This is a genomic window from Pseudomonas sp. 1912-s (assembly GCF_029269205.1).
In the GTDB taxonomy this organism is placed as follows: domain Bacteria; phylum Pseudomonadota; class Gammaproteobacteria; order Pseudomonadales; family Pseudomonadaceae; genus Aquipseudomonas.
Genome location: NZ_JARIXR010000030.1, coordinates 1 through 20,423 on the forward strand (window position 1 = coordinate 1; position 20,423 = coordinate 20,423).

The following is a 20,423-nucleotide window of genomic DNA, read 5'->3' on the forward strand; positions in this document are numbered from 1 at the left end:
CCGAGAGAAAGCCCCTGGGCTTATCCGGAGACGCTTTTGGAGTTTGAGTACGGGCCGGACGATTTAAAGGCCAAGGTTTATCACAGTCGATTTAAGTTTCAGAAGCGCTACTTCAGGATCGCCAAAGGCCTGGCTGGACATCACGTTGCACTACGTCCGAACACTGAAAGTGACGGGCTGTTTGATGTCTATTTCTGCCATCACTTTTTGCGAACGATCGACGTGAAGCAGCCTGATTACGGTTCATAATGTGTCAACCATGTCCCCGTACATGTGTCCACCATGTGTCCGGTCCGTACAGGATGGGTTAAGGTAGTGAGTATTGCGGTGGTTGTGAGGGCCCCATCGCGGGCAAGCCCGGCTCCCACAGTTGACCGAGTGGTCTTGGGCAACAGTGTCCAAATGTGGGAGCCGGGCTTGCCCGCGATAGCGATGGTTCAGCCACTACAAAAGCCAAAGGCAGTCAGCGCCCCCGGTCCCGCCGCAACACCTTCTTCACCCGCGCCACCAACGCCCGGGCTTCAAACGGCTTGAGCAAATAATCATCCTCGTGCAATTCCAGCCCACGCAGCCGATCTTCAATCCCGTCGGGCGTGGTCAGAAACAACATCGGCGTCTCGCCTTTCAACCGAATCGCCTGTTGCAGCTTCCAGGCATTCAGCCCCGGCAGCATCACATCCAGGATCACCAGATCGTATTCAGTGCTTTCCACAAAGCGCAGGGCCGCCATGCCATTGGCCGCCACCTCCACCGTGTAGCTGGCCTCCTCAAGACTGCGGCCCATCGCCTCGGCCGCCTCTGACTCGTGTTCCACTAGCAGGACGCGCATAACACACCTCGAATAATCGTGAACGCAGGCTAACACCCTCAGGCGTGCGCCGCCTCGCGCAAACGTTGCGGGTCGAGGATTTCGATCTCGCCATAGCCCAGGCGCACAATGCCCTGGCCTTGCAGGTCCTTGAGCAACGCATTGGTGGTCTGGCGTGAAAGGCTCAGCATCGCGGCCAGGTCTTCCTGGGGCAGTTGCAACACCTGTCGCGCCTGTTCGATGTCGCCGTAGCCTTCGGCGATCATCAGCAGGCGGTGCGCCACCCGCACCGAAGCCGGCATCAGGCTCAGTTGCTCGATGTTGATAAAGGTCAGGCGCAACTTCTGGCTCATCAACAGGGCCATGTCGCGCCAATAACGCGGTGCCTCTTCAAGTATCTGCAGCAACGCCGGCTGCGGCACCTGCAACAGCGTGCAAGGCCCGACGGCGCAGGCGTCATGGGTGCGGGGCAGCCCGTCGAACAGGGAAATCTCGCCGAACCAGTACGGCAATTCCGCCAGGCTCAACACGGCTTCCTTGCCCTGCTCATTTACCGCGCTGATGCGCAGGGAGCCTTCCAGCACCGCGTACAACCCGCACGGTGGGTCGCCGCGCTTGAACAGGTACTGCCCCGCTGTCAGCTGCCGCAGCCGGGCGCTGGCCAGCAAGCTATTCTGTAAATCAGCAGGCAGATGGCTGTACCAGTGACCGGTGGCCAGCCGCGGGTGCCATTTCTCTGCATCCATGAGAACTCCGAAGATTGTCGGCCAGCTGACAGTGTGTCGCAGGCCTACAGGGCATGATCAAACATCCTACAGGAGGAACAACAATGAAAAGCCTCGTCGACCATCTCAGTCAATACGCTGCCTACCACCGTGACCCGCGCAATATCGCCAGCCACTTTATCGGCATCCCGCTGATTGTGGTGGCGGTGGCCGTGCTGCTGTCACGCCCCGAATGGACGGTGGCCGGGCTCTGGCTCTCGCCGGCCGTGGTGGTGGCGCTGCTCTCGGCGTGGTTCTACCTGCGCCTGGAACTGGCCCTCGGTGTGCTGATGACGGTGCTGATGGGCCTGTCGGTGTGGGCCGGGCATGTACTGGCAGCGCAAAGCACGCTGGTGTGGCTGAGCAGCGGCATCGGCATGTTCGTGGTGGGCTGGGTGATCCAGTTTGTCGGGCATTACTACGAGGGCAAAAAACCGGCGTTTGTCGATGACGTGTCCGGGCTGATCGTAGGGCCGTTGTTTGTGGTGGCGGAGTTGGCGTTTCTGGTGGGGCTGCGGCATGACCTGAAGCAGCAGATTGAAGAGCGCTCGGGGCCGGTGGCCGTGCGGCACAAGAACGCCACGGCCTGAGCAACACTGGAGATCCAAATGTGGGAGCGGGCTTGCTGTGGTGAGGGGGCTTGTCCCCCGCCGAGTTCACCGCAGATTGATGGGGCTGCTCCGCAGCCCAGCGCGGGGCAAGCCCGCTCACTACATAGCCTCACATTGGGTTTTGCGGCGCTTTCAGGCTTTTTGCCAGACCTTGGGCTTGAAGAACAGCGTCTCGCCCCGCGCCAAACCGGTCAGGCTGTCATGGTCTTTCACCACTTCAGCTTCGATCAGTTCGCTCTGGCCTTCGACCTTCAGGGTTACCCGGGTGGTCGCGCCAAGCGGGCGAATATCACGCACTTCAGCCGCGTGGTGATCTTCCAGCTCATGGCGCGACAGCGACACTTCATGCGGGCGGAACAGCACGTGCTTGTCTTCACCCAAGTGCAGGCGGTTGGAGTCACCGAGGAAGTGATAAACGAAATCGCTGGCCGGGTTTTCGTAGACTTCGCCCGGTGAGCCGATCTGCTCGATCACGCCCTTGTTCATCACCACGATGCGGTCCGCCACTTCCATGGCTTCTTCCTGGTCGTGGGTCACGAACACCGAGGTCAGGTTGATGTCTTCGTGCAGGCGCGCCAGCCAGCGGCGCAGCTCTTTACGGACCTTGGCATCCAGGGCGCCGAACGGTTCATCCAGCAGCAGCACTTTAGGTTCTACCGCCAACGCGCGAGCCAGGGCGATACGCTGGCGCTGGCCGCCGGAGAGTTGTTCCGGGTAGCGATCGGACAACCAGTCGAGTTGCACCATGTTCAGCAGCTCGTGGACTTTTACCGCGATCTGGCTTTCGGTCGGGCGCTGGTTTTTCGGTTTCATGCGCAGGCCGAACGCGACGTTGTCGAACACGGTCATGTGGCGGAACAGCGCGTAGTGCTGGAACACGAAGCCGACATTGCGATCACGCACGTCGTGGCCGGAAACGTCTTCACCGTGGAACACGATGCTGCCGTTATCCGGGGTTTCCAGGCCGGCGATGATGCGCAGCAAGGTGGTCTTGCCGCAGCCGGACGGGCCCAGCAACGCCACCAGCTCGCCACTCTGGATGTCCAGATTGATGCTGTTCAGGGCCTTGAAGGCGTTGAAGTTCTTGCTGACATTACGGACTTCGATCGACATGACTTATTCCTCACCAGCGCTTTTGCGCAGGCGGTTGATACGGTTCTCGCTCCACTGCTTGAGCAGCAGGATGAAGAGCGCCAGGATCAGCAACAGGCTCGCGACGGCAAACGCGGCGACGTGGTTGTATTCGTTGTAGAGGATCTCGACGTGCAGCGGCAAGGTGTTGGTCACGCCGCGAATGTGGCCGGACACCACCGACACCGCGCCGAACTCACCCATCGCCCGCGCCGTACACAGCACCACGCCGTAGATCAGGCCCCACTTGATGTTCGGCACGGTGACATGCCAGAACATCTGCCAGCCGTTGGCGCCCAGCAGGCGCGCGGCCTCTTCTTCCTGGGTGCCTTGTTCCTGCATCAACGGGATCAGCTCACGGGCCACGAACGGCACAGTGACGAAGATCGTCGCCAGCACGATGCCCGGCAAGGCGAACACGATCTGGATGTCATGGTCTTGCAGCCAGGGGCCAAAGAAGCCCTGGGCGCCGAACATCAACACGTAAACCAGACCGGCGATCACCGGCGATACCGAGAACGGCAGGTCGATCAGCGTCACCAGGATACTTTTGCCACGGAACGAGTACTTGCTCACGCACCAGGCGGCGCTGACGCCGAACACCACGTTGAGCGGCACCGAGATCACCACGGCGATCACCGTGAGTTTCAACGCCGACAGCGCGTCCGGCTCGAGAATCGCGGTGAAGAACGCCCCCAGGCCATTTTTCAGGCCCTGGGACACCACGATAAACAGCGGCAGCAGCAGAAACAGCGCGAAGATCAACCAGCCGAGGCTGATCAGGATGCGTCGGGACACCGCGCTGCCGCGACGGGCAGCGTTGGCCGAGGACGCGGCGGAAATAGACGATTGGGACATGTTCCGCGCCTCCTTATGGGTGTTCGATGCGCCGCTGCAGCAAGTTGATCAGCAGCAGCAGGACAAAGGAAACCACCAGCATCATCACGCCGATGGCCGTGGCGCCGGTGTAGTCGTATTGGTCGAGCTTGACCATGATCAGCAACGGCAGAATCTCGGTTTTCATCGGCATGTTGCCGGCGATGAAGATCACCGAACCGTACTCACCCACGCCTCGGGCGAACGCCAATGCGAAGCCGGTCAACCAGGCAGGCAACAGCGCCGGCACCAGGATGTAGCGGAACACTTGCAGTGGCTTGGCACCCAGGCAGGCGGCGGCTTCTTCGATTTCCCGAGGGATATCGGCCAGCACCGGCTGCACGGTACGCACCACGAATGGCAGCGTGACGAAGGTCAGCGCCAGGGTAATACCCAAGGGGGTGTAGGCGATCTTGAAACCCAGGTCGGCGGCGAACTGACCGACCAGACCTGTCGGCGTGTACAGCGCAGTGAGCGCAATACCGGCGACGGCGGTGGGCAAGGCAAACGGCAGGTCGATCATCGCATCGATGATCTTGCGACCCGGGAAGGTATAACGCACCAGTACCCAGGCCAGCAGGGTGCCGATAACGCCGTTGATGATCGCTGCGCAAAACGCGGTGCCGAAGCTCAGTTTCAACGCCGCCAGCACGCGTGGTGCGGTGATGATGTTCCAGAACTGATCCCAGGTGAGTTGAGCGGCATGTACAAACATCGCCGCCAGCGGGATGAGTACGATCAGGCTGAGGTACACCACGGTGTAGCCCAGCGTCAGCCCGAAGCCGGGTATGACGGGGGAGATACGACGCGACATAAGAGTCCTTGGTTAGCGGGTAGATACCACTGTAGGAGCGAGCGTCTGTGGGAGCTGGCTTGCCTGCGATGCCGGCACCTCGGTGTATCAGTTACACCGAGGTGATGCTATCGCGGGCAAGCCCGGCTCCCACAGAAAGCTGGCTCCTACAGTTTGATTTTGCTTACTGCGCCGAGTAAATCTGGTCGAACACGCCACCGTCATTGAAGAATTTCGGTTGGGCAGTTTTCCAGCCGCCGAAGTCTTTGTCGATAGTCACCAGGTCCAGTTTCGGGAACTGCTGGGCGTATTTGGCGGCGACTTTCTCATCGCGTGGGCGGTAGAAGTTCTTCGCCGCAATCTCCTGGCCAGCCGGGCTGTACAGGTGCTTGAGGTAGGCGGTAGCGATTTCGGTGTTGCCCTTTTTCTCGGCGTTCTTGTCGACCACGGCCACGGGAGGCTCGGCGAGGATCGACAGCGAAGGCACAACGATGTCGAACTTGTCGGCGCCGCCGTCTTCTTTCAGGGCCAGGAAGGCTTCGTTTTCCCAGGCCAGCAACACGTCACCCTGACCGTTGTTGACGAAGGTAATGGTCGAACCGCGAGCGCCGGTGTCGAGGATCGGCACGTGCTTGAACAGCTCTTTCACGTATTCCTGGGCCTTGGCTTCGCTGCCACCGGCTTTCAGGCCGTAGGCCCACGCGGCGAGGAAGTTCCAGCGGGCGCCGCCGGAGGTTTTCGGGTTCGGGGTAATCACGGAAACGTCTTTCTTGATCAGGTCGCCCCAATCCTTGATGCCTTTAGGGTTGCCCTTGCGCACCAGGAACACGATGGTCGAGGTGTACGGGGTGCTGGCGTCCGGCAGGCGGGTTTGCCAGTTTTCCGGCAGGGTCTTGCCCAGTTTTGCGATTTCGTCGATGTCGCCGGCCAGGGCCAGGGTCACGACGTCGGCACGCAGGCCGTCGATCACCGCGCGGCCTTGCTTGCCCGAGCCACCGTGGGACTGCTGGATCTTGACGTTGTCGCCCGGGTGCTCTTTCTTCCAGAAGCTGGTGAATTCAGCGTTGTAGTCCTGGTAGAGCTCGCGGGTCGGGTCGTAAGACACGTTGAGCAGTTCGTAATCCTTGGCAACAGCGGAACCGGCAAACACGGCACTGGCCAGTGCTGCCAGGGCATAACGGCGAATCGACGACATAGAAGGCTCCTGAAATTCTTGGGTGTTGGCTTTTTTCTTATAGTTGCGGGTCTTGCAATCGAATCGCCGATCTTGCTCAGCTCGGTTTGTTGCCCGGGTTCTGCAAACGGAATTTCTCTTTGCGTTCGATTTGTACTACCTGGGCGTTGTGCACAGTGATTTCCACCGCACCAAACCGCAGGTCGCGCAGGGCGCTCTGGATCTCGCGCAAAATGGCTGCTTCGTCCTGGCCGTCAACGCTACGTAGAGATGCGCTCATGGTCGTGCTCCTGAAATGAGAAGTGCCTCGCAGTGGCGGCACTGCTTGCGGCGTGAGGGCGATAGTAGATAAGCGCGGATATTCTTAAAAATACTATTTAAGAATGTTTATATAACCAGAAAGAATTTTCTGATGGGACGTGGGGTTGCGCGGGGTTTGGGGGCTGAAAATACCGAAGCAAGAACGAGTGCTGTATTTGTGGCGAGGGAGCTTGCTCCCGCTGGACTGCGTAGCAGTCCCATTTTTGGGGGGCGCTGCGCACCCCAGCGGGAGCAAGCTCCCTCGCCACAAAACCCACATGATGTTCAGCGAATGATCGGCGCCCTCGCCCAATCCAGCTCACTGGCCGGCATCGGCCGACCAAACCAGTACCCCTGGCCCAGGTCACACCGCTGCTCCAACAGAAACCGCGCCTGCTCGACCTGCTCGATACCCTCGGCGTGCACCTGCATGCCCATGCTCTGCGCCAACGCGATCACCACCCGCACGATCGCCGCGTCGTCTTCATCCCACGGCAACCCGGCGACAAAGCCCTGATCAATCTTGAGCTTCTGCACCGGCAACCGCTTGAGCCGCAGCAGCGATGAGTAACCGGTGCCAAAGTCGTCAATGGCCAGGCGCAAGCCCAACTCCCGCAGGCGGTGCATTTGTTCAAGGGCGACTTCCGGGTCTTCCATTACCGCGCTTTCGGTGACTTCCAATTCCAGGAATGCCGGATCCAGCCCCGTATCGTGCAGCACCTTGGCCACTTGCTCATACAGCTCGCGCCGGGCAAACAGGCGGCTGGACACGTTCACCGCGAGAAACGTAAGCGGTGCGCCGCCGGCCAGCCACTGGCACATCTGGCGGCAGGCCTGGTCCATGACCCAGGCGTCGATATCGGCAATCAGCCCGGTACGCTCGGCAATCGGGATGAATTCCCCCGGCGGCACCAGCCCGCGCTCCGGGTGCTGCCAGCGCACCAGGGCTTCGACGCCGATCAGGCGGCTGTTCTCCAGGTCGTGCACCGGTTGGTAGTAAACCCGCAGCTCTTGCTGGTCCAGGGCGCGGCGCAGTTCGCCGGCCATTTCGACACGGTGCTGGGCGTGGGCGGTGAGTTCTTCGGTGTACAAGGCGTAGCCTTCGCGGCCGGCGCTCTTGGCCTTGAACAGCGCCGAATCGGCGTTGCGCAGCAGTTGCTCGGCGCTCAGGGCATCGCTGGGGAACAGGCTGATGCCAATGCTGGCGCTGATAAACAGCTGATGGCCGTCGAAGATGAACGGTTCTTTCATCCCATCGAGAATACGTTGCGCCAGGGCGGCCGCCTGGACCACCTGTGGACAACTTTCCGCCAGCACCGCGAACTCGTCGCCCCCCAGGCGCGCCAGGGTCACGCCGGGGCCGAACAGGCCTTGCAGGCGCTCGCCGACGGCCTTGAGCAACTGGTCGCCGACGTTGTGGCCAAGGCTGTCGTTGATGATCTTGAAGTGGTCCAGGTCCAGCAACAGCAAGGCGCAACCGCGTTTATGGATCTGCGCCGAGGCCAGGGCCTGTTCGGCGCGGTCGGTGAACAGCAGGCGGTTGGGCAGGTCGGTCAGCGGGTCGTGGTGGGCGAGGTGCGCCAGTTCGTGCTCGGAGTGCTTGATGGCACTGATGTCGGAGAACACCGCGACGTAGTGGCTGATGTTGCCCTGCTCATCGCGGATGACGCGGATGGTCTGCCACTGTGGATAAATTTCGCCGCTTTTACGGCGGTTCCAGATTTCGCCGCTCCATTCGCCGTCACGCTCCAGGGTCTGGAACATCTGTTGATAGAAGCTCGCGGAGTGGCGCCCGGACTTGAACAGGCTCGGCTGGCGGCCCAACACGTCTTCGCCCTGGTAGCCGGTGATTTCAATGAAGGCACGGTTGACGTGCACGATCAGCCCCTGCGCATCGGTAACCAGCACGCCTTCGCGGGTGCAATCGAACACAGCGGCGGCCTGGCGCAGCCGCTCGCGGTTTTCCTTGAGGGGCTGCTGGATCAGGTTTGCCCGGGCAAAACGGGCGCAAAGCAGATAAATCACCAGGGCGCTGAGGCCAATCCAGATATAGCCCCGCAGCGCCAGCCAATGGATCACTTGCGCCGGTTCGTCGGAAAGTTTGATCAACAGATGCTGGCTGAGCTGTATCCACACAATGGAAACCAGCAGGTACAACAGCCCCGCACGCAGGGCACCTCGGTATGAAAACAGCATATGGTCAGTAATCCTTACTAAAAAACCAGAATCGCCCTACAAAGGGTCAGGATTATAGAATAGGAAACACCTTGTAAGTCTTATCTGAAACGGTGACTGGTTTTATCCGCAAAGGGAGTGATAATGCGGATGCTGTTTTTTTCTTTATCTGAGGGCCATACAGCCTATGTGGTACAACGGTTTTCTTGACTTGTCGGCCTGGCAACTGGTGGCAGTCACTCTGTTGATGACCCACGTGACCATTGTCGGGGTCACGGTCTATCTGCACCGCTATTCAGCCCACCGCTCCCTGGAGCTCAATGCTGGCCTGAAACACTTCTTCCGCTTCTGGCTGTGGCTCACCACGGCGCAGAACACCCGCGAGTGGACCGCTATCCACCGTAAACACCACGCCAAGTGCGAAACCGTCGACGATCCCCACAGCCCGGTGATCAAAGGCCTGTCCACCGTCCTGCGCAAAGGTGCCGAGCTGTACCGCGCCGAGGCCGAAAACCCCGAGACCCTGCGTATCTACGGCAAGAACTGCCCGGAAGACTGGATCGAACGCAAGCTCTACACCCCGTACCCGCTGCTGGGCGTGGCAATCATGGGCGTGATCGACCTGCTGCTGTTCGGCACCATCGGCATCACCATCTGGGCCATCCAGATGATGTGGATTCCGTTCTGGGCCGCCGGCGTGATCAACGGCCTGGGCCATGCCATCGGCTACCGCAATTTCGAATGCCGCGACGCGGCGACCAACCTGATTCCCTGGGGCATCATCGTTGGCGGCGAAGAGCTGCATAACAACCACCACACCTACCCCAACTCCGCCAAGCTGTCGGTGAAGAAGTGGGAATTCGATCTGGGCTGGGCCTGGATCAAAGTGTTCAGCTTCCTGCGCCTGGCCAAGGTGCAACGGGTCGCGCCGATCGCCCACCGGGTCGAAGGCAAGGGCCACCTGGACATGGACACCGCCATGGCGATCCTCAACAACCGTTTCCAGATCATGGCCCAGTACCGCAAGTTGGTGATTGGCCCGCTGGTCAAGCAGGAACTGGAGAAGGTCGATCACTCGGTGCGCCACCAGTTCCATCGCGCCAAGCGCCTGCTGTCGCGGGAAACCAGCCTGCTGGATGACCGTCACCACGTGCGCATCCAAAGCATGCTGGAACACAGCCAGGCCCTGAAAGTGATCTACGAAAAGCGCCTGGCGCTGCAACAGATCTGGCTGAAAACCAGCACCAACGGGCATGACATGCTGGCGGCGATCAAGGAATGGGTACACGAGGCCGAGGCCAGCGGGATTCAATCCCTGCGAGACTTTGCCCACCAGTTGAAAACCTATTCGCTGCGGCCTGCCGCGGTCTGACACGGCTGTAGCGAGCCGATTTTTTGTGGCGAGGGAGCTCCCTCGCCACAGCAGCTCCCTCGCCACAGCAAGCCACTCACCCCAACAGGCTCGCTCCTACAGGTTTCTGGCGCCATTTCTTGGTCGCCTCAAATCGACGCTGATAACGGAACTTCGCTGCAAATTCCCCCTCTCAAACAACACTTCGCCATCCCGGCGGCCCTTGTTGTGACCGCTGCCCAACCCCGCGGCATGCCCAGAGAGAGTTGTGCCGATGGTCCCCGAACAGACCTTCACCGACCCACCCGTCCTCGACCAGCCACGACCGGCCGCTGCCGCTACGTTGCTGGCGCTGATGCATGCCCAGGGCGAAGTGGAGCGCTTGAGTGAACGCGAGCAACTGCTGAGTTCGCTGCTGGTCAGCGTGAACGCCGTGCTCTGGGCCATCGAGTGGGACACCCGCCGCGTGCTGTATGTCAGCCCGGCCTATGAGCGGGTTTTCGGACGTACGGCAGGCATGTTGCTCGCCGACTATCAGGAATGGCGCAACAGCATTCACCCCGAAGACCTCGACTACGCCGAATACAGCCTGGCCCAGGTGCTGCACAGCGGCGCCGTGGAAGACCGCGAGTACCGCATCATCACCGCTGACGGGCAGATCCGCTGGCTCAGCGACAAGTGCTACATCAACCAGCAGGCCGAACCCGGCCAGCCGGTGATCGTAGTGGGCATGGCCGAAGACATCACTGACAAGAAGCACCTGGAACTGGAGCTGCACCGCCTGGCCACCACCGACGTGCTGACCCGCAGCAGCAACCGCCGGCACTTCTTCGAGTGCGCCCACCACGAGTTCGAACGCGCCTGCCTGCAGGGCACGCCCCTGGCGTTCCTGCTGCTGGACATCGATGACTTCAAGGTGGTCAACGACACCTACGGCCACCTGGAGGGCGATCAGGTGCTGCAGCGTATCGCCGAGAGCGGTCGGGGGGTTCTGCGCCGTGGCGACCTGTTCGGGCGCATTGGCGGCGAAGAATTCGCCGCCGTGCTGCCCGGCTGTGCCCCGGAGATGGCAATGCAGGTGGCCGAACGCCTGGGGCACGAGATTGCGCAACTGAGTTTCAGCCATGACGGTGAGAGCTTCGCGGTCACGGTCAGCCAGGGCCTGGCCAGCCTGACCGCCGAGGACGCCAACGTAGACAGCCTGTTCGCCCGTGCCGACGCCGCGATGTATGAGGCCAAGCGCCAGGGCAAAAACCGCGTGCTCACGGGCTGACGCTACACGATTCCCTGTGGAAGCTGGCTTGCCTGCGATAGCATCACCTCGGTGCAACTGACACACCGAGGTGCCTGCATCGCGGGCAAGCCCGGCTCCTACAAAAGCCAGCTCCCACACTGGCCCGCATCGCCTGCTAGGTTTTGCGCATACGCGCCAATTCCGGCAAACCCACCTTGAGCAAGCGTGCGGTCTTGCCTTTGGCCAGCGCCTCGACGCCTTCATGCTCGGTCAGCCGTGCGAGTTGCGCCGCCAGGTTCATCACCAGCGCTTCCCGGGAATACACCCCGCCTTCCAGCGAATAAATCGCCGCGATCAACTGGCGCAACTCCAGCGGCAAGCGCCAACGGGTGCGCAACGCCGAGCCGTAGGCCGCACCGAAGGTGTAAAGGGACTCGCCTATCGCTTCGTCATCCAGTTCGCCGCCGCCCTGCAACCAGTCTTGCAGGCACCGCAGCAAGGCCAGGTCGCCGAGGCGATGGAGGATGCCGGCGCTGTAGCAGCGCTCGTGATCCAGGTCGAGCATGCGCGCCAGGCTGCGGGCGTAGTCGGCGGTGCGTTGGGACAGTTGCCAGTGACGCTCGGCGTAATCCACAAGGCTTGGGTCGCTCAGCACCACGTTGTGCTTGAGGGCGAGCCCCAGGATCAGGTTCATGCTCTGCCCGGCCGCCAGCTTGTGCAGGGCCATGGACAGGGTTTGCACCGGCGAACCGTGATGGCCGGCGCTGTTGGCGGCAGCGATCAGCACGGCAGTGATCTGCGGGTCCATGCGCACCTGCTCTTCCAGGCGCTTGAGGTCCAGGCCTTCCGGCTCCAGGCTGTGCTGCACTGCGGCCTGCACGTCGACCCGCAGCGGCGCGCCATCGGAGGCTTCGCGGCGCCGTTCCAGAAACACCGGCAAGGTCATGCCCGGCGCCAGGGCCGGGACTTCGCAGTACACCGTCTCGCCTTCATTCAGCAGCAGGTCTTGCAGGCGCTGGGTCAGGCCTTCCATGTTCAGGGGTTTGGTCAGGTACGCCGTCGGCGCCAGGGGCAAGGCTTCGCGCACGCTGGCGCTGTCGTTGCGGGTGCTCAGCAGGATAAACGGCAGCAGCGGCGAACGCCGTTGCTGGCGCACGCTGCGCAACAGGCTCAGGCCATCGACGCCGGGCAGTTCCCAGTCGGCGATGATCAGGTCATAGGGTTTCTCTCGCAGCAGCTCGGCGGCCCGCTGGCCATCGGCACACACATCCAGCCGTGCGTCACAGCGCACATTCAGCAACACCTGCTTGAGCAAATCCCGGGACCAGGGTTCGGCCTCGGCAATCAACACACGGGGTACAGCCGGTAAATCAACAGCAGTCATCCAGCACGCTCCATCGGCAATACCAGCACCTTAGACAAAGGAGCCGCCTGCGTACAATGAACAACGGCTGAATACCGTTCATCGGGCAAAAAAAACCCGCCTAAGCGGGTTTTTTTGTCGATCAGGTCAACTTTTGATCACAGCTCGGAGAAGCACTCTTCGATGATCGCCAAGCCTTTGTCCAGTTGCTCGTCCGGCGAGGTCAGTGGAACCAGCACGCGCAACACGTTGCCGTAGGTGCCGCAGGACAGCAGGATCAAGCCCTTGTCGCGAGCCTTGGCCACCACGGAAGCAACGGCAGCGGCGTTCGGCTTGTGGCTGTCGCCACCTTCAAACAGCTCGACCGCAATCATCGCGCCCAGGGCACGCACTTCGCCGATCACCGGGTACTTGGCCTGGATAGCTTTCAGGCCGGTGACCAGGCGCTCGCCGACAGCCTTGCAGCGGTCCAGCAGGTGCTCTTCTTCGAACACTTCCATCACGGCCAGGGCCGCGGCGCAAGCAATCGGGCTACCGGCGTAGGTGCCGCCCAGGCCGCCTGGAGCAATGGCGTCCATGTATTCAGCCTTGCCGCACACACCGGCCAGCGGGAAGCCGCCTGCGATGGATTTGGCGAAGGTGGTCAGGTCGGCAGCAACGCCCATCTGTTCCATGGCGAAGAAGGTACCGGTGCGGCCGGCGCCGGTTTGCACTTCGTCGGCGATCAGCAGGATGCCGTGCTTGTCGCACAGTTCACGCAGGCGCTTCATGAAGGATTTAGGCGCGACGTAGAAACCGCCTTCGCCCTGCACCGGCTCGATGATGATGGCAGCGATATCACGCGGCTCGGCATCGTTCTTGAAGATGCGTTCGATGCTGGCGATGGAGTCGTCGTCGCTCACACCGTGCAGTTCGTTCGGGAACAGCGCGCGGAACACACCGCCTGGCATCAGGCCCATGCCGGCCGAGTACGGCACGACTTTGCCGGTCAGGCCCAGGGTCATCATGGTGCGACCGTGGTACGCGCCAGTGAACGCGATCACGCCGGCACGGCCAGTGGCGGCACGCGCAATTTTCACGGCGTTTTCTACCGCTTCGGAACCGGTGGTGACCAGCAGGGTTTTCTTGGCGAAATCACCCGGGACCTTGGCGTTAACTTTTTCGCACAGCTCAACGTACGGCTCGTAGGCCAGTACCTGGAAGCAGGTGTGAGTCAGCTTGTTCAGTTGCTCGGTCACGGCCGCGATGATTTTCGGGTGCACGTGGCCGGTGTTCAGCACGGCGATACCGCCGGCGAAGTCGATGAACTCACGACCTTCAACGTCGGTCACGGTGGCGTTCTTCGCCGACTCGGCGAAGATCGGGTGAATCTGGCCAACACCGCGGGGTACAGCGGCTTCGCGGCGTTTCATCAGGGATGCGTTGGTCTTGCTCATAAAGTCCTCATTCGCCACTCATCGGGTGGCGTGGTCCAAGGAATACGTGGCGGGGAGGCAACTACGGCAGCATGCGATGATCGACTGCCACAGCTTTCCCGGCCACTACGAATAACGGGGTGAAACACGCAAAGGGACAGCGCTCTCGTGCCCTTTGCGTTTGTAGCAATGCCTTGCCGGGCTTAGATGCCCAGGCAGAGGTATTTGATTTCCAGGTAATCCTCGATCCCGTACTTGGAGCCTTCACGGCCCAGGCCCGAAGCCTTGATGCCGCCGAACGGCGCCACTTCGTTGGAGATCAACCCGGTGTTGACGCCGACCATGCCGTATTCCAGGGCTTCCGCCACACGGAACACACGGCCCAGGTCACGGGCATAGAAGTAGGAAGCCAGGCCGAACTCGGTGTCGTTGGACATCGCGATCACTTCGGCTTCGTCTTTGAAGCGGAACAGCGGCGCCAATGGGCCGAAGGTTTCTTCCTTGGCCACGGCGGCGTCTTTCGGCACGTTGACCAGGATAGTCGGCTCGAAGAAGTTGCCATCGATGACCTTACCGCCGGCCAGCAGGGTGGCGCCTTTGCTCAGGGCATCAGCAATGTGCTCCTGAACCTTGGCCACGGCCTTCTCGTCGATCAGCGGGCCAGTGGTGGTGCCTTCTTCCAGACCGTTGCCGATCTTCAGCTTGGCCACGGCCACTTTCAGTTTCTCGGCGAACGCGTCGTACACCGAATCCTGAATGTACAGGCGGTTGGCGCAGACGCAGGTCTGGCCGTTGTTGCGGTACTTGGAAATGATCGCGCCTTCGACGGCCTTATCCAGGTCCGCGTCGTCGAACACGATAAACGGCGCGTTGCCGCCCAGTTCCAGGGAGACTTTCTTGATGTCCTTGGCGCATTCGGCCATCAGCTGGCGACCGATTTCAGTGGAGCCGGTGAAGGACAATTTACGCACGATCGGGTTGCTGGTCAGCTCGCTGCCGATATCGCCGGCGCTGCCGGAGACCACGCTGAACACGCCTTTCGGAATGCCGGCACGCTGGGCCAGCTCAGCCAGGGCGAACGCGGAGAACGGGGTTTGCGACGCAGGCTTGAGCACCATGGTGCAACCGGCGGCCAGGGCCGGGCCGGCTTTACGGGTGATCATCGCGGCCGGGAAGTTCCACGGCGTGATGGCGGCGGTAACGCCGATCGGCTGCTTGATCACGATCAGGCGCTTGTCCGGCTGGTGGCCGGGGATGACGTCACCGTAGACGCGCTTGGCTTCTTCGGCGAACCACTCGATGAACGAGGCAGCGTAGACGATTTCGCCCTTGGCTTCGGCCAGTGGCTTGCCCTGTTCCAGGGTCATCAGGCGGGCCAGGTCGTCCTGGTTCTCGATGATCAGTTCGAACCAGCGACGCAGCTTGTTGGCGCGGTCCTTGGCGGTGAGTGCACGCCAGGCCGGCAGGGCCTTGTCAGCGGCTTCAATGGCGCGACGGGTTTCGGCGGCGCCCATTTTTGGCACGGTACCGAGGATTTCGCCGGTAGCGGGGTTGTTGACCTTGATCGTTTGACCGTTGTCCGCATCGACCCAAGCGCCATCAATGAAGGCTTGCTGGCGGAACAACTGGGTGTCTTTGAGCTGCATGTCGGCTTTCCTTAACAGCACCGCGCACGCGCGGAGCGAATTAGAGTTGTTGAAAGGCGCCTTGAGGGCTGCCGTCAGGGAAATCATTCACTGGGCTGAAGCACGTAAATAGCGCACGAAAGGACAAATGTGCGGTTCAGCACCCAGACAAGAGCGTTTGAAATCTCAAACGAATCCTAGGATCAATGGGGGTACAGGGCAATAGTCTGTTCGAAAAAAAGAACGAAAACGGCGCATTTGCTCCATTTTTCTGATCAGCGTATTTCAGGCGAGTTCCACCTCAATCCGTCGAAACGCCCGGCACAGGGCATCAGCGACGCGTAATCCTACGGTAGGGCGGCCAAAAAGCGGCATGGACGCCCAAGGTCGACATGGGTATGATGTCGCCCGCACAAGCATCCGTAGCTCAGCTGGATAGAGTACTGCCCTCCGAAGGCAGGGGTCGTGGGTTCGAATCCCGCCGGGTGCACCAGCTACAGACGAAAAAGCCCCAGGTCGAAAGACCTGGGGCTTTTTTTGTGGGCGCCGATTCAGGGTTTCTGCAACGCCTCCAACCGCGCCGGCAAATCCTCCTTGGGAAAGCGCTTATGCAACTCCAGCAGTTTCTCATCCGCCGCCTTGGCCTCTCCCGCCTGCCGCAACCGCAGGATTTCCTGCAGCCCTTGCTCCAGCGGCGGCAGCACAACAGCCGCGCGTTTGCTCATCTTCGCCACCGACTCATCCGCCAGCACACCGGCGACTTCGGCCTGCACCTGCGGCGCACTGTCGGCCTGCGGAGCCACTGAGAATCGAGCCATCGGCGCCGCTGCCGGGGCCGGACGGGCCAGCTCTTGCGGGGCGGCCGCGTAAGTCCCTGTGGATAACTCCGGCGGCGGCACCGGCGAACGCATCACCACACCAATCATCAGTGCCACACCGGCCACGGTGGCAAACGCCATCTGCCAGCGCGGCCGTTGGCAGGCCTGTAACCAGCGCTGCCAAAGATTGGGCTGGCGCACCGGGGCTTCGCGGTGGGCGGTGGCCAGGATGAAGGCGTCCAGGGAAGCCGGCGGCTCGCCGCGGGTGTGTTGACGGAAATGCTCGATCAGCACGTCGTCGTTTGAATCCGGGGTCTGTCGGGAGTCAGTCATGCGGGTACCTCCTCGGCCAGCAGTCGGCGCAGTTTCTGCTGGGCGTAACGCAAGCGGCTTTTTACCGTTTCCAGTGGGGCGCCGGTGAGCGCGGCAATTTGTGGCACTTCCAGGTCGCCGTGCAGGCGCAGCAGGAACACTTCGCGCTGGTCTTCGGGCAAGCCTTGCAGTGCGGTGTCCAGGCGGGCCTGATCGCGGCTCAGGCTCAGCAGTTGCTCGGGCCCGGCGCTGTCGTCGGGCTGGCCGTGCAGCTGCTCATCGTAGCTGTCGTGCAGCGGGTTGTGGACGCCGTGCTTGCGCCAGTGGTCGATCAGGCGGTTGCGGGCAATCTGGAACAGCCAGGTACGAAAACTCGCCCGGCCCTGTGGCTCGCTGGTGCTGCGGATCAGGCTGAGCCAGGTGTCCTGGAACACTTCCTCGGCCAGCTCGGCCTTGTTGCTCAAGGACACGAGGAAACGGTAAAGGCCCTGTCGATGCCGCGCATACAGGGCCTCGAACGCCGCACCATCACCGCTGCGGTAGCGGGACAGCAGGGCTTCGTCGCTGGGTGAATCCATCAGGTGGCGCACTCCTTTGAGGTGGATCAGTGTTTGGCCGGGGCCTGGAGGCTCTGGGCCAATTTAACCAGTTGCACAAACTCGCCGCGCAACCCGAAGGGGTCGTCACCCCGGGCGGAGCGGGCCAGTGCGGCCGTGTCCTTGAAGCTCATGCTGCCAGTGTAGCGGCCATCACCCTTGAGTTGCTGGGCGAAGGCGGCCACGGCGGCAGAGAAGCGCAGGTCGTCGCTGGGTTTGGCGTTCTGCTCGTTGCTGATCGGGTGTTCGATCAGTCGGCTACTGCCACCTTCAGCCGGCTTGTAGCGTACTCGCAGCATGGCCAATTCGGAGGTTTTACCGTCAGCGTTGGGTGGCGATGCGTAGCGCAGTGGCTCCAGCCAGCCCTGTGCGCCCTTCGGGACAATTTCATACAACGCGGTCACCGTGTGCCCTGCACCGATCTCTCCGGCATCGACCTTGTCGTTGTTGAAATCCTCTCGCTTCAAAGCGCGGTTTTCATAGCCCAGCAGTCGGTATTCGCTGACCTGTGCCGGGTTGAATTCCACTTGCAGTTTCACATCCCGGGCCACCACCGCGAGGGTCGAGCTGAGTTGGTCCACCAGCACCTTGCGGGCTTCGCGCAGGTTGTCGATGTAGGCGTAGTTACCGTCACCGGCGTCGGCCAGTTGTTCCATCAGCTGTTCGTTGTAGTTATCCACACCAAAGCCGAGGGTGGTCAGGGACACGCCGCTTTTGCGCTGGTCCACGGCCATTTGCTTCAGGCTGTCGAAGTCACTGACACCCACATTGAAGTCGCCGTCGGTGGCCAGCAGGATGCGGTTGATGCCTTTGTCGATAAACCCTTCGCGGGCCATTTGGTAGGCCATTGCGATACCCGAGGCGCCGGCGGTGGAGCCGCCGGCGGTCAACTGGTCGATGGCGTTGCGGATCGTGGTTTTGTCCCGACCCGACGTAGGCTTGAGCACCACCCGCGATTCACCGGCGTAGACCACCAGCGACACGCGGTCCTGGTCACGCAGTTGGTCCACCAGCAATTTCAGGGTGCTCTTGACCAGCGGCAGGCCTTCGCGCCGGTTCATCGAGCCGGACACGTCCACCAGGAACACCAGGTTGGCCGGTGCCAGGTCCGCCACGGCGCGGTCCGAGGCCTTGATGCCGATGCGCAGCAATCGGGTGTGGGGGTTCCACGGGGACGGTGCCACTTCGGTGGTCACGCCAAAGGGCGTGCCGTCGGTGGGCAGCGCGTAGTCGTAGGGGAAGTAATTGACCATCTCCTCCAGTCGCACGGCACCTTCGGGCGGCAGACTGCCTTGATTGAGGAAACGTCGCACGTTGGCATAGCTGCCGGTATCGACGTCGACGCTGAAGGTGGAGACCGGCGTTTCGGCAACGCTGCGGATCGGGTTGTCCGGGAGGTTCTGATATTGCTCCCGCGGCTCGGCCTGGTATTGCATGGCGATCGAGTCGTTCATGACCAACCGCGCGGCCATCGGTGCAGGCGCAACCATCCGTTTGACCATGGCCCCCTGAGCTTGGGCGGGTTCGCTTTGCAGTTCCGCAACAGGCGCCGACTCCACCGGCTTGGCCACATCACGGGATGAAGAAAGCCCACACCCGGCAAGCGCCACCAGCAGGGTCACGGTGAAGCCTTGGGCGGCAGGGCGCAACAGCAGAAGAGGACGGGACATGGGCTGAACCTCGTGAATGAATGATCCGTTCACAAGGTCAGACGCAAGGGACTGGCGATTCGGGTTAACGCACTTTAGCGCGAAGGGATATCGCGCAAGTCATCGACGATAAAGCGGCTCAGCACGCCCGTATAAAACGGCTCGACGCTGGAGTTGCCGGTATTGCTGACGATCCCGCCGATCGTCTTGTATTGCTGCCATTGGCCAAACAAGCCCGCTGGAACCAGGCCGTCACGGTCCTTGGCAAAGTGCAATACCTCACCACCGGCCTTCTTGACCTTGACCAGGTAGTTGAAATCCACACTGGTCAGGACCGTGTTGTCGTCAACGAGCACGGTAGCGATCCCGCCCTTCGAATCCTGGAAATGACGGGCATAGACGACCTTCACATCCAACAGATAGTCAGCGCTTTCCTTACTGGTGGCGTAGCGCTTGGCCTTGAGCAGGCGGTTGACCAGGTCGACGCCCAGTTGCTCGCGGACTTTTTCATCCGGCAGGAAGCGCTCGTTCTTGCCCACTACGTCAACGTCGAAGGTGTCGAGCCAATAGGTGGCGGTCTTGGGGATCTGAACCGGGGCGGGGGAAATGTAGTAAGCCGGCTTGGAGGCGCAGCCCGCCAGAACGGTGAGGGCCAGGAGTAAAGCAAAAGCGCGCATGTCTGAGTTCTTCCCTGAGTGATGTCATATTGCCATTTTCGCAGCATTTTACGGGGTTTAGAGCGGTACTCAAGTTGTTTTGCTACACGTCACGCTGCGCCTCTAACGGCTTGGGCAGGGCTGGCTTGAGGGCTGCGTCGAGGCCAGCGGGATCGGTATCGAATGACCTGAAGCGTGCAGCTCATACACCAGGAAGGGACATCTGCGCTGCACACTGCCGTCCTCGGCCGTGCGGTACAGCATGCCGGTAAACGCCTCGTAGCTCTTGCCCTTTTCAAAGGTGTAGACCTGCGATACAGCCGGGCACTTGAAGTAGCGTCGACCGTCGATACCGATGGTCATCTCCTCGCTTACCAACAAAAACGGCGTACCGGCCGGTACCGGGTATTCGGCGACGATCTCGGTGTATGCGCCTTCGGCCATGCTGATCACACCCAGGTATTGAGGCAAGGTCGGCATCGTGCGTGCAGGCATGCTTATCTGGCGCGGCACCTGAGGTGATTGCGGGTAGTTGATGGCCGGCTCGCCGTCACTGCTGAAGCGTCCCGCTTTGGCCAGGCCTTGCTCATTGCCCACACAACCGACATAGCTGCCCCCACGCACCTCGCCGTTGGTGATCACCCGCAGCTTGGCGGTGTCGGTGCCCGGCGCCGGCTCCACGTAGGGAACCCAAGGCTGCCGGTTGCAGGCGGTGAGCAGCAGGAGGGTGCCGAACAAGGCGAGTTTCTTCAGGTCCATTGAACAGTTTCCG

At 61.4% G+C, this 20,423-nt stretch carries 19 protein-coding genes, 1 tRNA gene and 1 pseudogene; 5 read left to right on the top strand and 16 right to left on the bottom strand.

Features of this window, described 5'->3' with window-relative positions:
* Positions 1-249: pseudogene (locus P3C29_RS27080) on the top strand (IS481 family transposase); the annotation flags it as partial.
* A 214-nt stretch (positions 250-463) separates the two neighbouring features.
* On the opposite strand, the gene P3C29_RS27085 reads toward P3C29_RS27080, so the two are convergent.
* Positions 464-829, bottom strand: a complete 366-nt coding sequence (locus tag P3C29_RS27085) for a response regulator (protein WP_003218132.1) — start codon at positions 827-829, stop codon at positions 464-466.
* A gap of 38 nt (positions 830-867) precedes the next feature.
* The gene (locus tag P3C29_RS27090) at positions 868-1,554 is read right to left on the bottom strand and encodes a Crp/Fnr family transcriptional regulator (RefSeq protein ID WP_010168842.1); all 687 of its coding nucleotides are present in this window, start codon (positions 1,552-1,554) and stop codon (positions 868-870) included.
* An 83-nt stretch (positions 1,555-1,637) separates the two neighbouring features.
* Between P3C29_RS27090 and P3C29_RS27095 the strand changes: the two genes are divergently transcribed.
* Positions 1,638-2,162 carry an Mpo1-like protein gene (locus tag P3C29_RS27095; protein WP_169386667.1) on the top strand — a complete coding sequence of 175 codons (525 nt, stop codon included), beginning with the start codon at positions 1,638-1,640 and terminating at the stop codon, positions 2,160-2,162.
* 153 nt (positions 2,163-2,315) lie between these two features.
* Here the strand turns inward: P3C29_RS27095 and P3C29_RS27100 are convergent, their stop codons facing one another.
* The 6 genes from P3C29_RS27100 to dibA all read right to left on the bottom strand — a co-directional run bounded on the left by P3C29_RS27100 (position 2,316) and on the right by dibA (position 8,653).
* Positions 2,316-3,296 (bottom strand): sulfate ABC transporter ATP-binding protein, encoded by a 981-nt coding sequence (locus P3C29_RS27100; RefSeq protein WP_010168838.1) that lies wholly within the window; start codon positions 3,294-3,296, stop codon positions 2,316-2,318.
* 3 nt (positions 3,297-3,299) lie between these two features.
* Positions 3,300-4,172 carry a sulfate ABC transporter permease subunit CysW gene (gene cysW, locus P3C29_RS27105; protein ID WP_010168836.1) on the bottom strand — a complete coding sequence of 291 codons (873 nt, stop codon included), beginning with the start codon at positions 4,170-4,172 and terminating at the stop codon, positions 3,300-3,302.
* Between the two features lie 13 nt (positions 4,173-4,185).
* Complete coding sequence (gene cysT, locus P3C29_RS27110) at positions 4,186-5,004, bottom strand: sulfate ABC transporter permease subunit CysT (RefSeq protein ID WP_010168834.1); 819 nt, start codon at positions 5,002-5,004, stop codon at positions 4,186-4,188.
* 163 nt (positions 5,005-5,167) lie between these two features.
* Positions 5,168-6,178: a sulfate ABC transporter substrate-binding protein gene (locus P3C29_RS27115; protein WP_010168832.1), complete on the bottom strand. Its 1,011-nt coding sequence runs from the start codon at positions 6,176-6,178 to the stop codon at positions 5,168-5,170.
* 76 nt (positions 6,179-6,254) lie between these two features.
* On the bottom strand, positions 6,255-6,437 hold the full coding sequence (gene oscA, locus P3C29_RS27120) for a sulfur starvation response protein OscA (RefSeq protein ID WP_003170956.1): 183 nt from the start codon (positions 6,435-6,437) through the stop codon (positions 6,255-6,257).
* A gap of 305 nt (positions 6,438-6,742) precedes the next feature.
* The gene (gene dibA, locus P3C29_RS27125) at positions 6,743-8,653 is read right to left on the bottom strand and encodes a phosphodiesterase DibA (protein ID WP_275965891.1); all 1,911 of its coding nucleotides are present in this window, start codon (positions 8,651-8,653) and stop codon (positions 6,743-6,745) included.
* A 166-nt stretch (positions 8,654-8,819) separates the two neighbouring features.
* Between dibA and desA the strand changes: the two genes are divergently transcribed.
* Together desA and P3C29_RS27135 are read left to right on the top strand one after the other, a co-directional pair.
* Positions 8,820-10,004, top strand: coding sequence for a delta-9 fatty acid desaturase DesA (gene desA, locus P3C29_RS27130; RefSeq protein WP_010168824.1), 1,185 nt, complete (start codon positions 8,820-8,822; stop codon positions 10,002-10,004).
* Between the two features lie 253 nt (positions 10,005-10,257).
* Complete coding sequence (locus P3C29_RS27135; RefSeq protein ID WP_275965892.1) at positions 10,258-11,256, top strand: sensor domain-containing diguanylate cyclase; 999 nt, start codon at positions 10,258-10,260, stop codon at positions 11,254-11,256.
* A gap of 136 nt (positions 11,257-11,392) precedes the next feature.
* On the opposite strand, the gene P3C29_RS27140 is transcribed toward P3C29_RS27135, so the two are convergent.
* The 3 genes from P3C29_RS27140 to gabD form a co-directional block, all read right to left on the bottom strand.
* Positions 11,393-12,601 (bottom strand): HDOD domain-containing protein, encoded by a 1,209-nt coding sequence (locus P3C29_RS27140; RefSeq protein ID WP_010168820.1) that lies wholly within the window; start codon positions 12,599-12,601, stop codon positions 11,393-11,395.
* Between the two features lie 137 nt (positions 12,602-12,738).
* Positions 12,739-14,016 carry a 4-aminobutyrate--2-oxoglutarate transaminase gene (gene gabT, locus P3C29_RS27145; protein ID WP_010168817.1) on the bottom strand — a complete coding sequence of 426 codons (1,278 nt, stop codon included), beginning with the start codon at positions 14,014-14,016 and terminating at the stop codon, positions 12,739-12,741.
* 182 nt (positions 14,017-14,198) lie between these two features.
* Positions 14,199-15,641, bottom strand: coding sequence for an NADP-dependent succinate-semialdehyde dehydrogenase (gene gabD, locus P3C29_RS27150; protein WP_010168815.1), 1,443 nt, complete (start codon positions 15,639-15,641; stop codon positions 14,199-14,201).
* Positions 15,642-16,036: 395 nt separating this feature from the next.
* On the opposite strand from gabD, the gene P3C29_RS27155 reads away from it, so the two are divergent.
* A tRNA-Arg gene (locus P3C29_RS27155) sits at positions 16,037-16,113 on the top strand.
* Positions 16,114-16,171: 58 nt separating this feature from the next.
* Here the strand turns inward: P3C29_RS27155 and P3C29_RS27160 are convergent.
* The 5 genes from P3C29_RS27160 to P3C29_RS27180 all read right to left on the bottom strand — a co-directional run bounded on the left by P3C29_RS27160 (position 16,172) and on the right by P3C29_RS27180 (position 20,410).
* A complete protein-coding gene (locus P3C29_RS27160; protein ID WP_275965893.1) occupies positions 16,172-16,771 on the bottom strand; it encodes a hypothetical protein in 600 nt (199 codons plus the stop codon).
* Positions 16,768-17,328, bottom strand: coding sequence for an RNA polymerase sigma factor (locus P3C29_RS27165; protein ID WP_275965894.1), 561 nt, complete (start codon positions 17,326-17,328; stop codon positions 16,768-16,770). The genes P3C29_RS27160 and P3C29_RS27165 overlap by 4 nt, the downstream gene beginning before the upstream one ends.
* 26 nt (positions 17,329-17,354) lie before the next feature.
* A complete protein-coding gene (locus P3C29_RS27170; RefSeq protein WP_275965895.1) occupies positions 17,355-19,016 on the bottom strand; it encodes a VWA domain-containing protein in 1,662 nt (553 codons plus the stop codon).
* A gap of 74 nt (positions 19,017-19,090) precedes the next feature.
* Positions 19,091-19,672, bottom strand: a complete 582-nt coding sequence (locus tag P3C29_RS27175; protein ID WP_169386672.1) for a hypothetical protein — start codon at positions 19,670-19,672, stop codon at positions 19,091-19,093.
* 102 nt (positions 19,673-19,774) lie between these two features.
* Complete coding sequence (locus P3C29_RS27180; RefSeq protein WP_275965896.1) at positions 19,775-20,410, bottom strand: amidase; 636 nt, start codon at positions 20,408-20,410, stop codon at positions 19,775-19,777.
* Positions 20,411-20,423 lie beyond the last annotated feature (13 nt).

Coding starts and splice junctions, on each gene's coding strand:
- oscA (WP_003170956.1), bottom strand. CDS start 6,437: ATGAGCGCATCTCTACGTAGCGTTGACGGCCAGGACGAAGCAGCCATT.
- P3C29_RS27165 (WP_275965894.1), bottom strand. CDS start 17,328: ATGGATTCACCCAGCGACGAAGCCCTGCTGTCCCGCTACCGCAGCGGT.
- gabD (WP_010168815.1), bottom strand. CDS start 15,641: ATGCAGCTCAAAGACACCCAGTTGTTCCGCCAGCAAGCCTTCATTGAT.
- P3C29_RS27100 (WP_010168838.1), bottom strand. CDS start 3,296: ATGTCGATCGAAGTCCGTAATGTCAGCAAGAACTTCAACGCCTTCAAG.
- P3C29_RS27140 (WP_010168820.1), bottom strand. CDS start 12,601: ATGACTGCTGTTGATTTACCGGCTGTACCCCGTGTGTTGATTGCCGAG.
- cysT (WP_010168834.1), bottom strand. CDS start 5,004: ATGTCGCGTCGTATCTCCCCCGTCATACCCGGCTTCGGGCTGACGCTG.
- P3C29_RS27160 (WP_275965893.1), bottom strand. CDS start 16,771: ATGACTGACTCCCGACAGACCCCGGATTCAAACGACGACGTGCTGATC.
- gabT (WP_010168817.1), bottom strand. CDS start 14,016: ATGAGCAAGACCAACGCATCCCTGATGAAACGCCGCGAAGCCGCTGTA.
- P3C29_RS27095 (WP_169386667.1), top strand. CDS start 1,638: ATGAAAAGCCTCGTCGACCATCTCAGTCAATACGCTGCCTACCACCGT.
- dibA (WP_275965891.1), bottom strand. CDS start 8,653: ATGCTGTTTTCATACCGAGGTGCCCTGCGTGCGGGGCTGTTGTACCTG.
- P3C29_RS27090 (WP_010168842.1), bottom strand. CDS start 1,554: ATGGATGCAGAGAAATGGCACCCGCGGCTGGCCACCGGTCACTGGTAC.
- P3C29_RS27085 (WP_003218132.1), bottom strand. CDS start 829: ATGCGCGTCCTGCTAGTGGAACACGAGTCAGAGGCGGCCGAGGCGATG.
- desA (WP_010168824.1), top strand. CDS start 8,820: ATGTGGTACAACGGTTTTCTTGACTTGTCGGCCTGGCAACTGGTGGCA.
- P3C29_RS27135 (WP_275965892.1), top strand. CDS start 10,258: ATGGTCCCCGAACAGACCTTCACCGACCCACCCGTCCTCGACCAGCCA.
- P3C29_RS27170 (WP_275965895.1), bottom strand. CDS start 19,016: ATGTCCCGTCCTCTTCTGCTGTTGCGCCCTGCCGCCCAAGGCTTCACC.
- P3C29_RS27175 (WP_169386672.1), bottom strand. CDS start 19,672: ATGCGCGCTTTTGCTTTACTCCTGGCCCTCACCGTTCTGGCGGGCTGC.
- cysW (WP_010168836.1), bottom strand. CDS start 4,172: ATGTCCCAATCGTCTATTTCCGCCGCGTCCTCGGCCAACGCTGCCCGT.
- P3C29_RS27115 (WP_010168832.1), bottom strand. CDS start 6,178: ATGTCGTCGATTCGCCGTTATGCCCTGGCAGCACTGGCCAGTGCCGTG.
- P3C29_RS27180 (WP_275965896.1), bottom strand. CDS start 20,410: ATGGACCTGAAGAAACTCGCCTTGTTCGGCACCCTCCTGCTGCTCACC.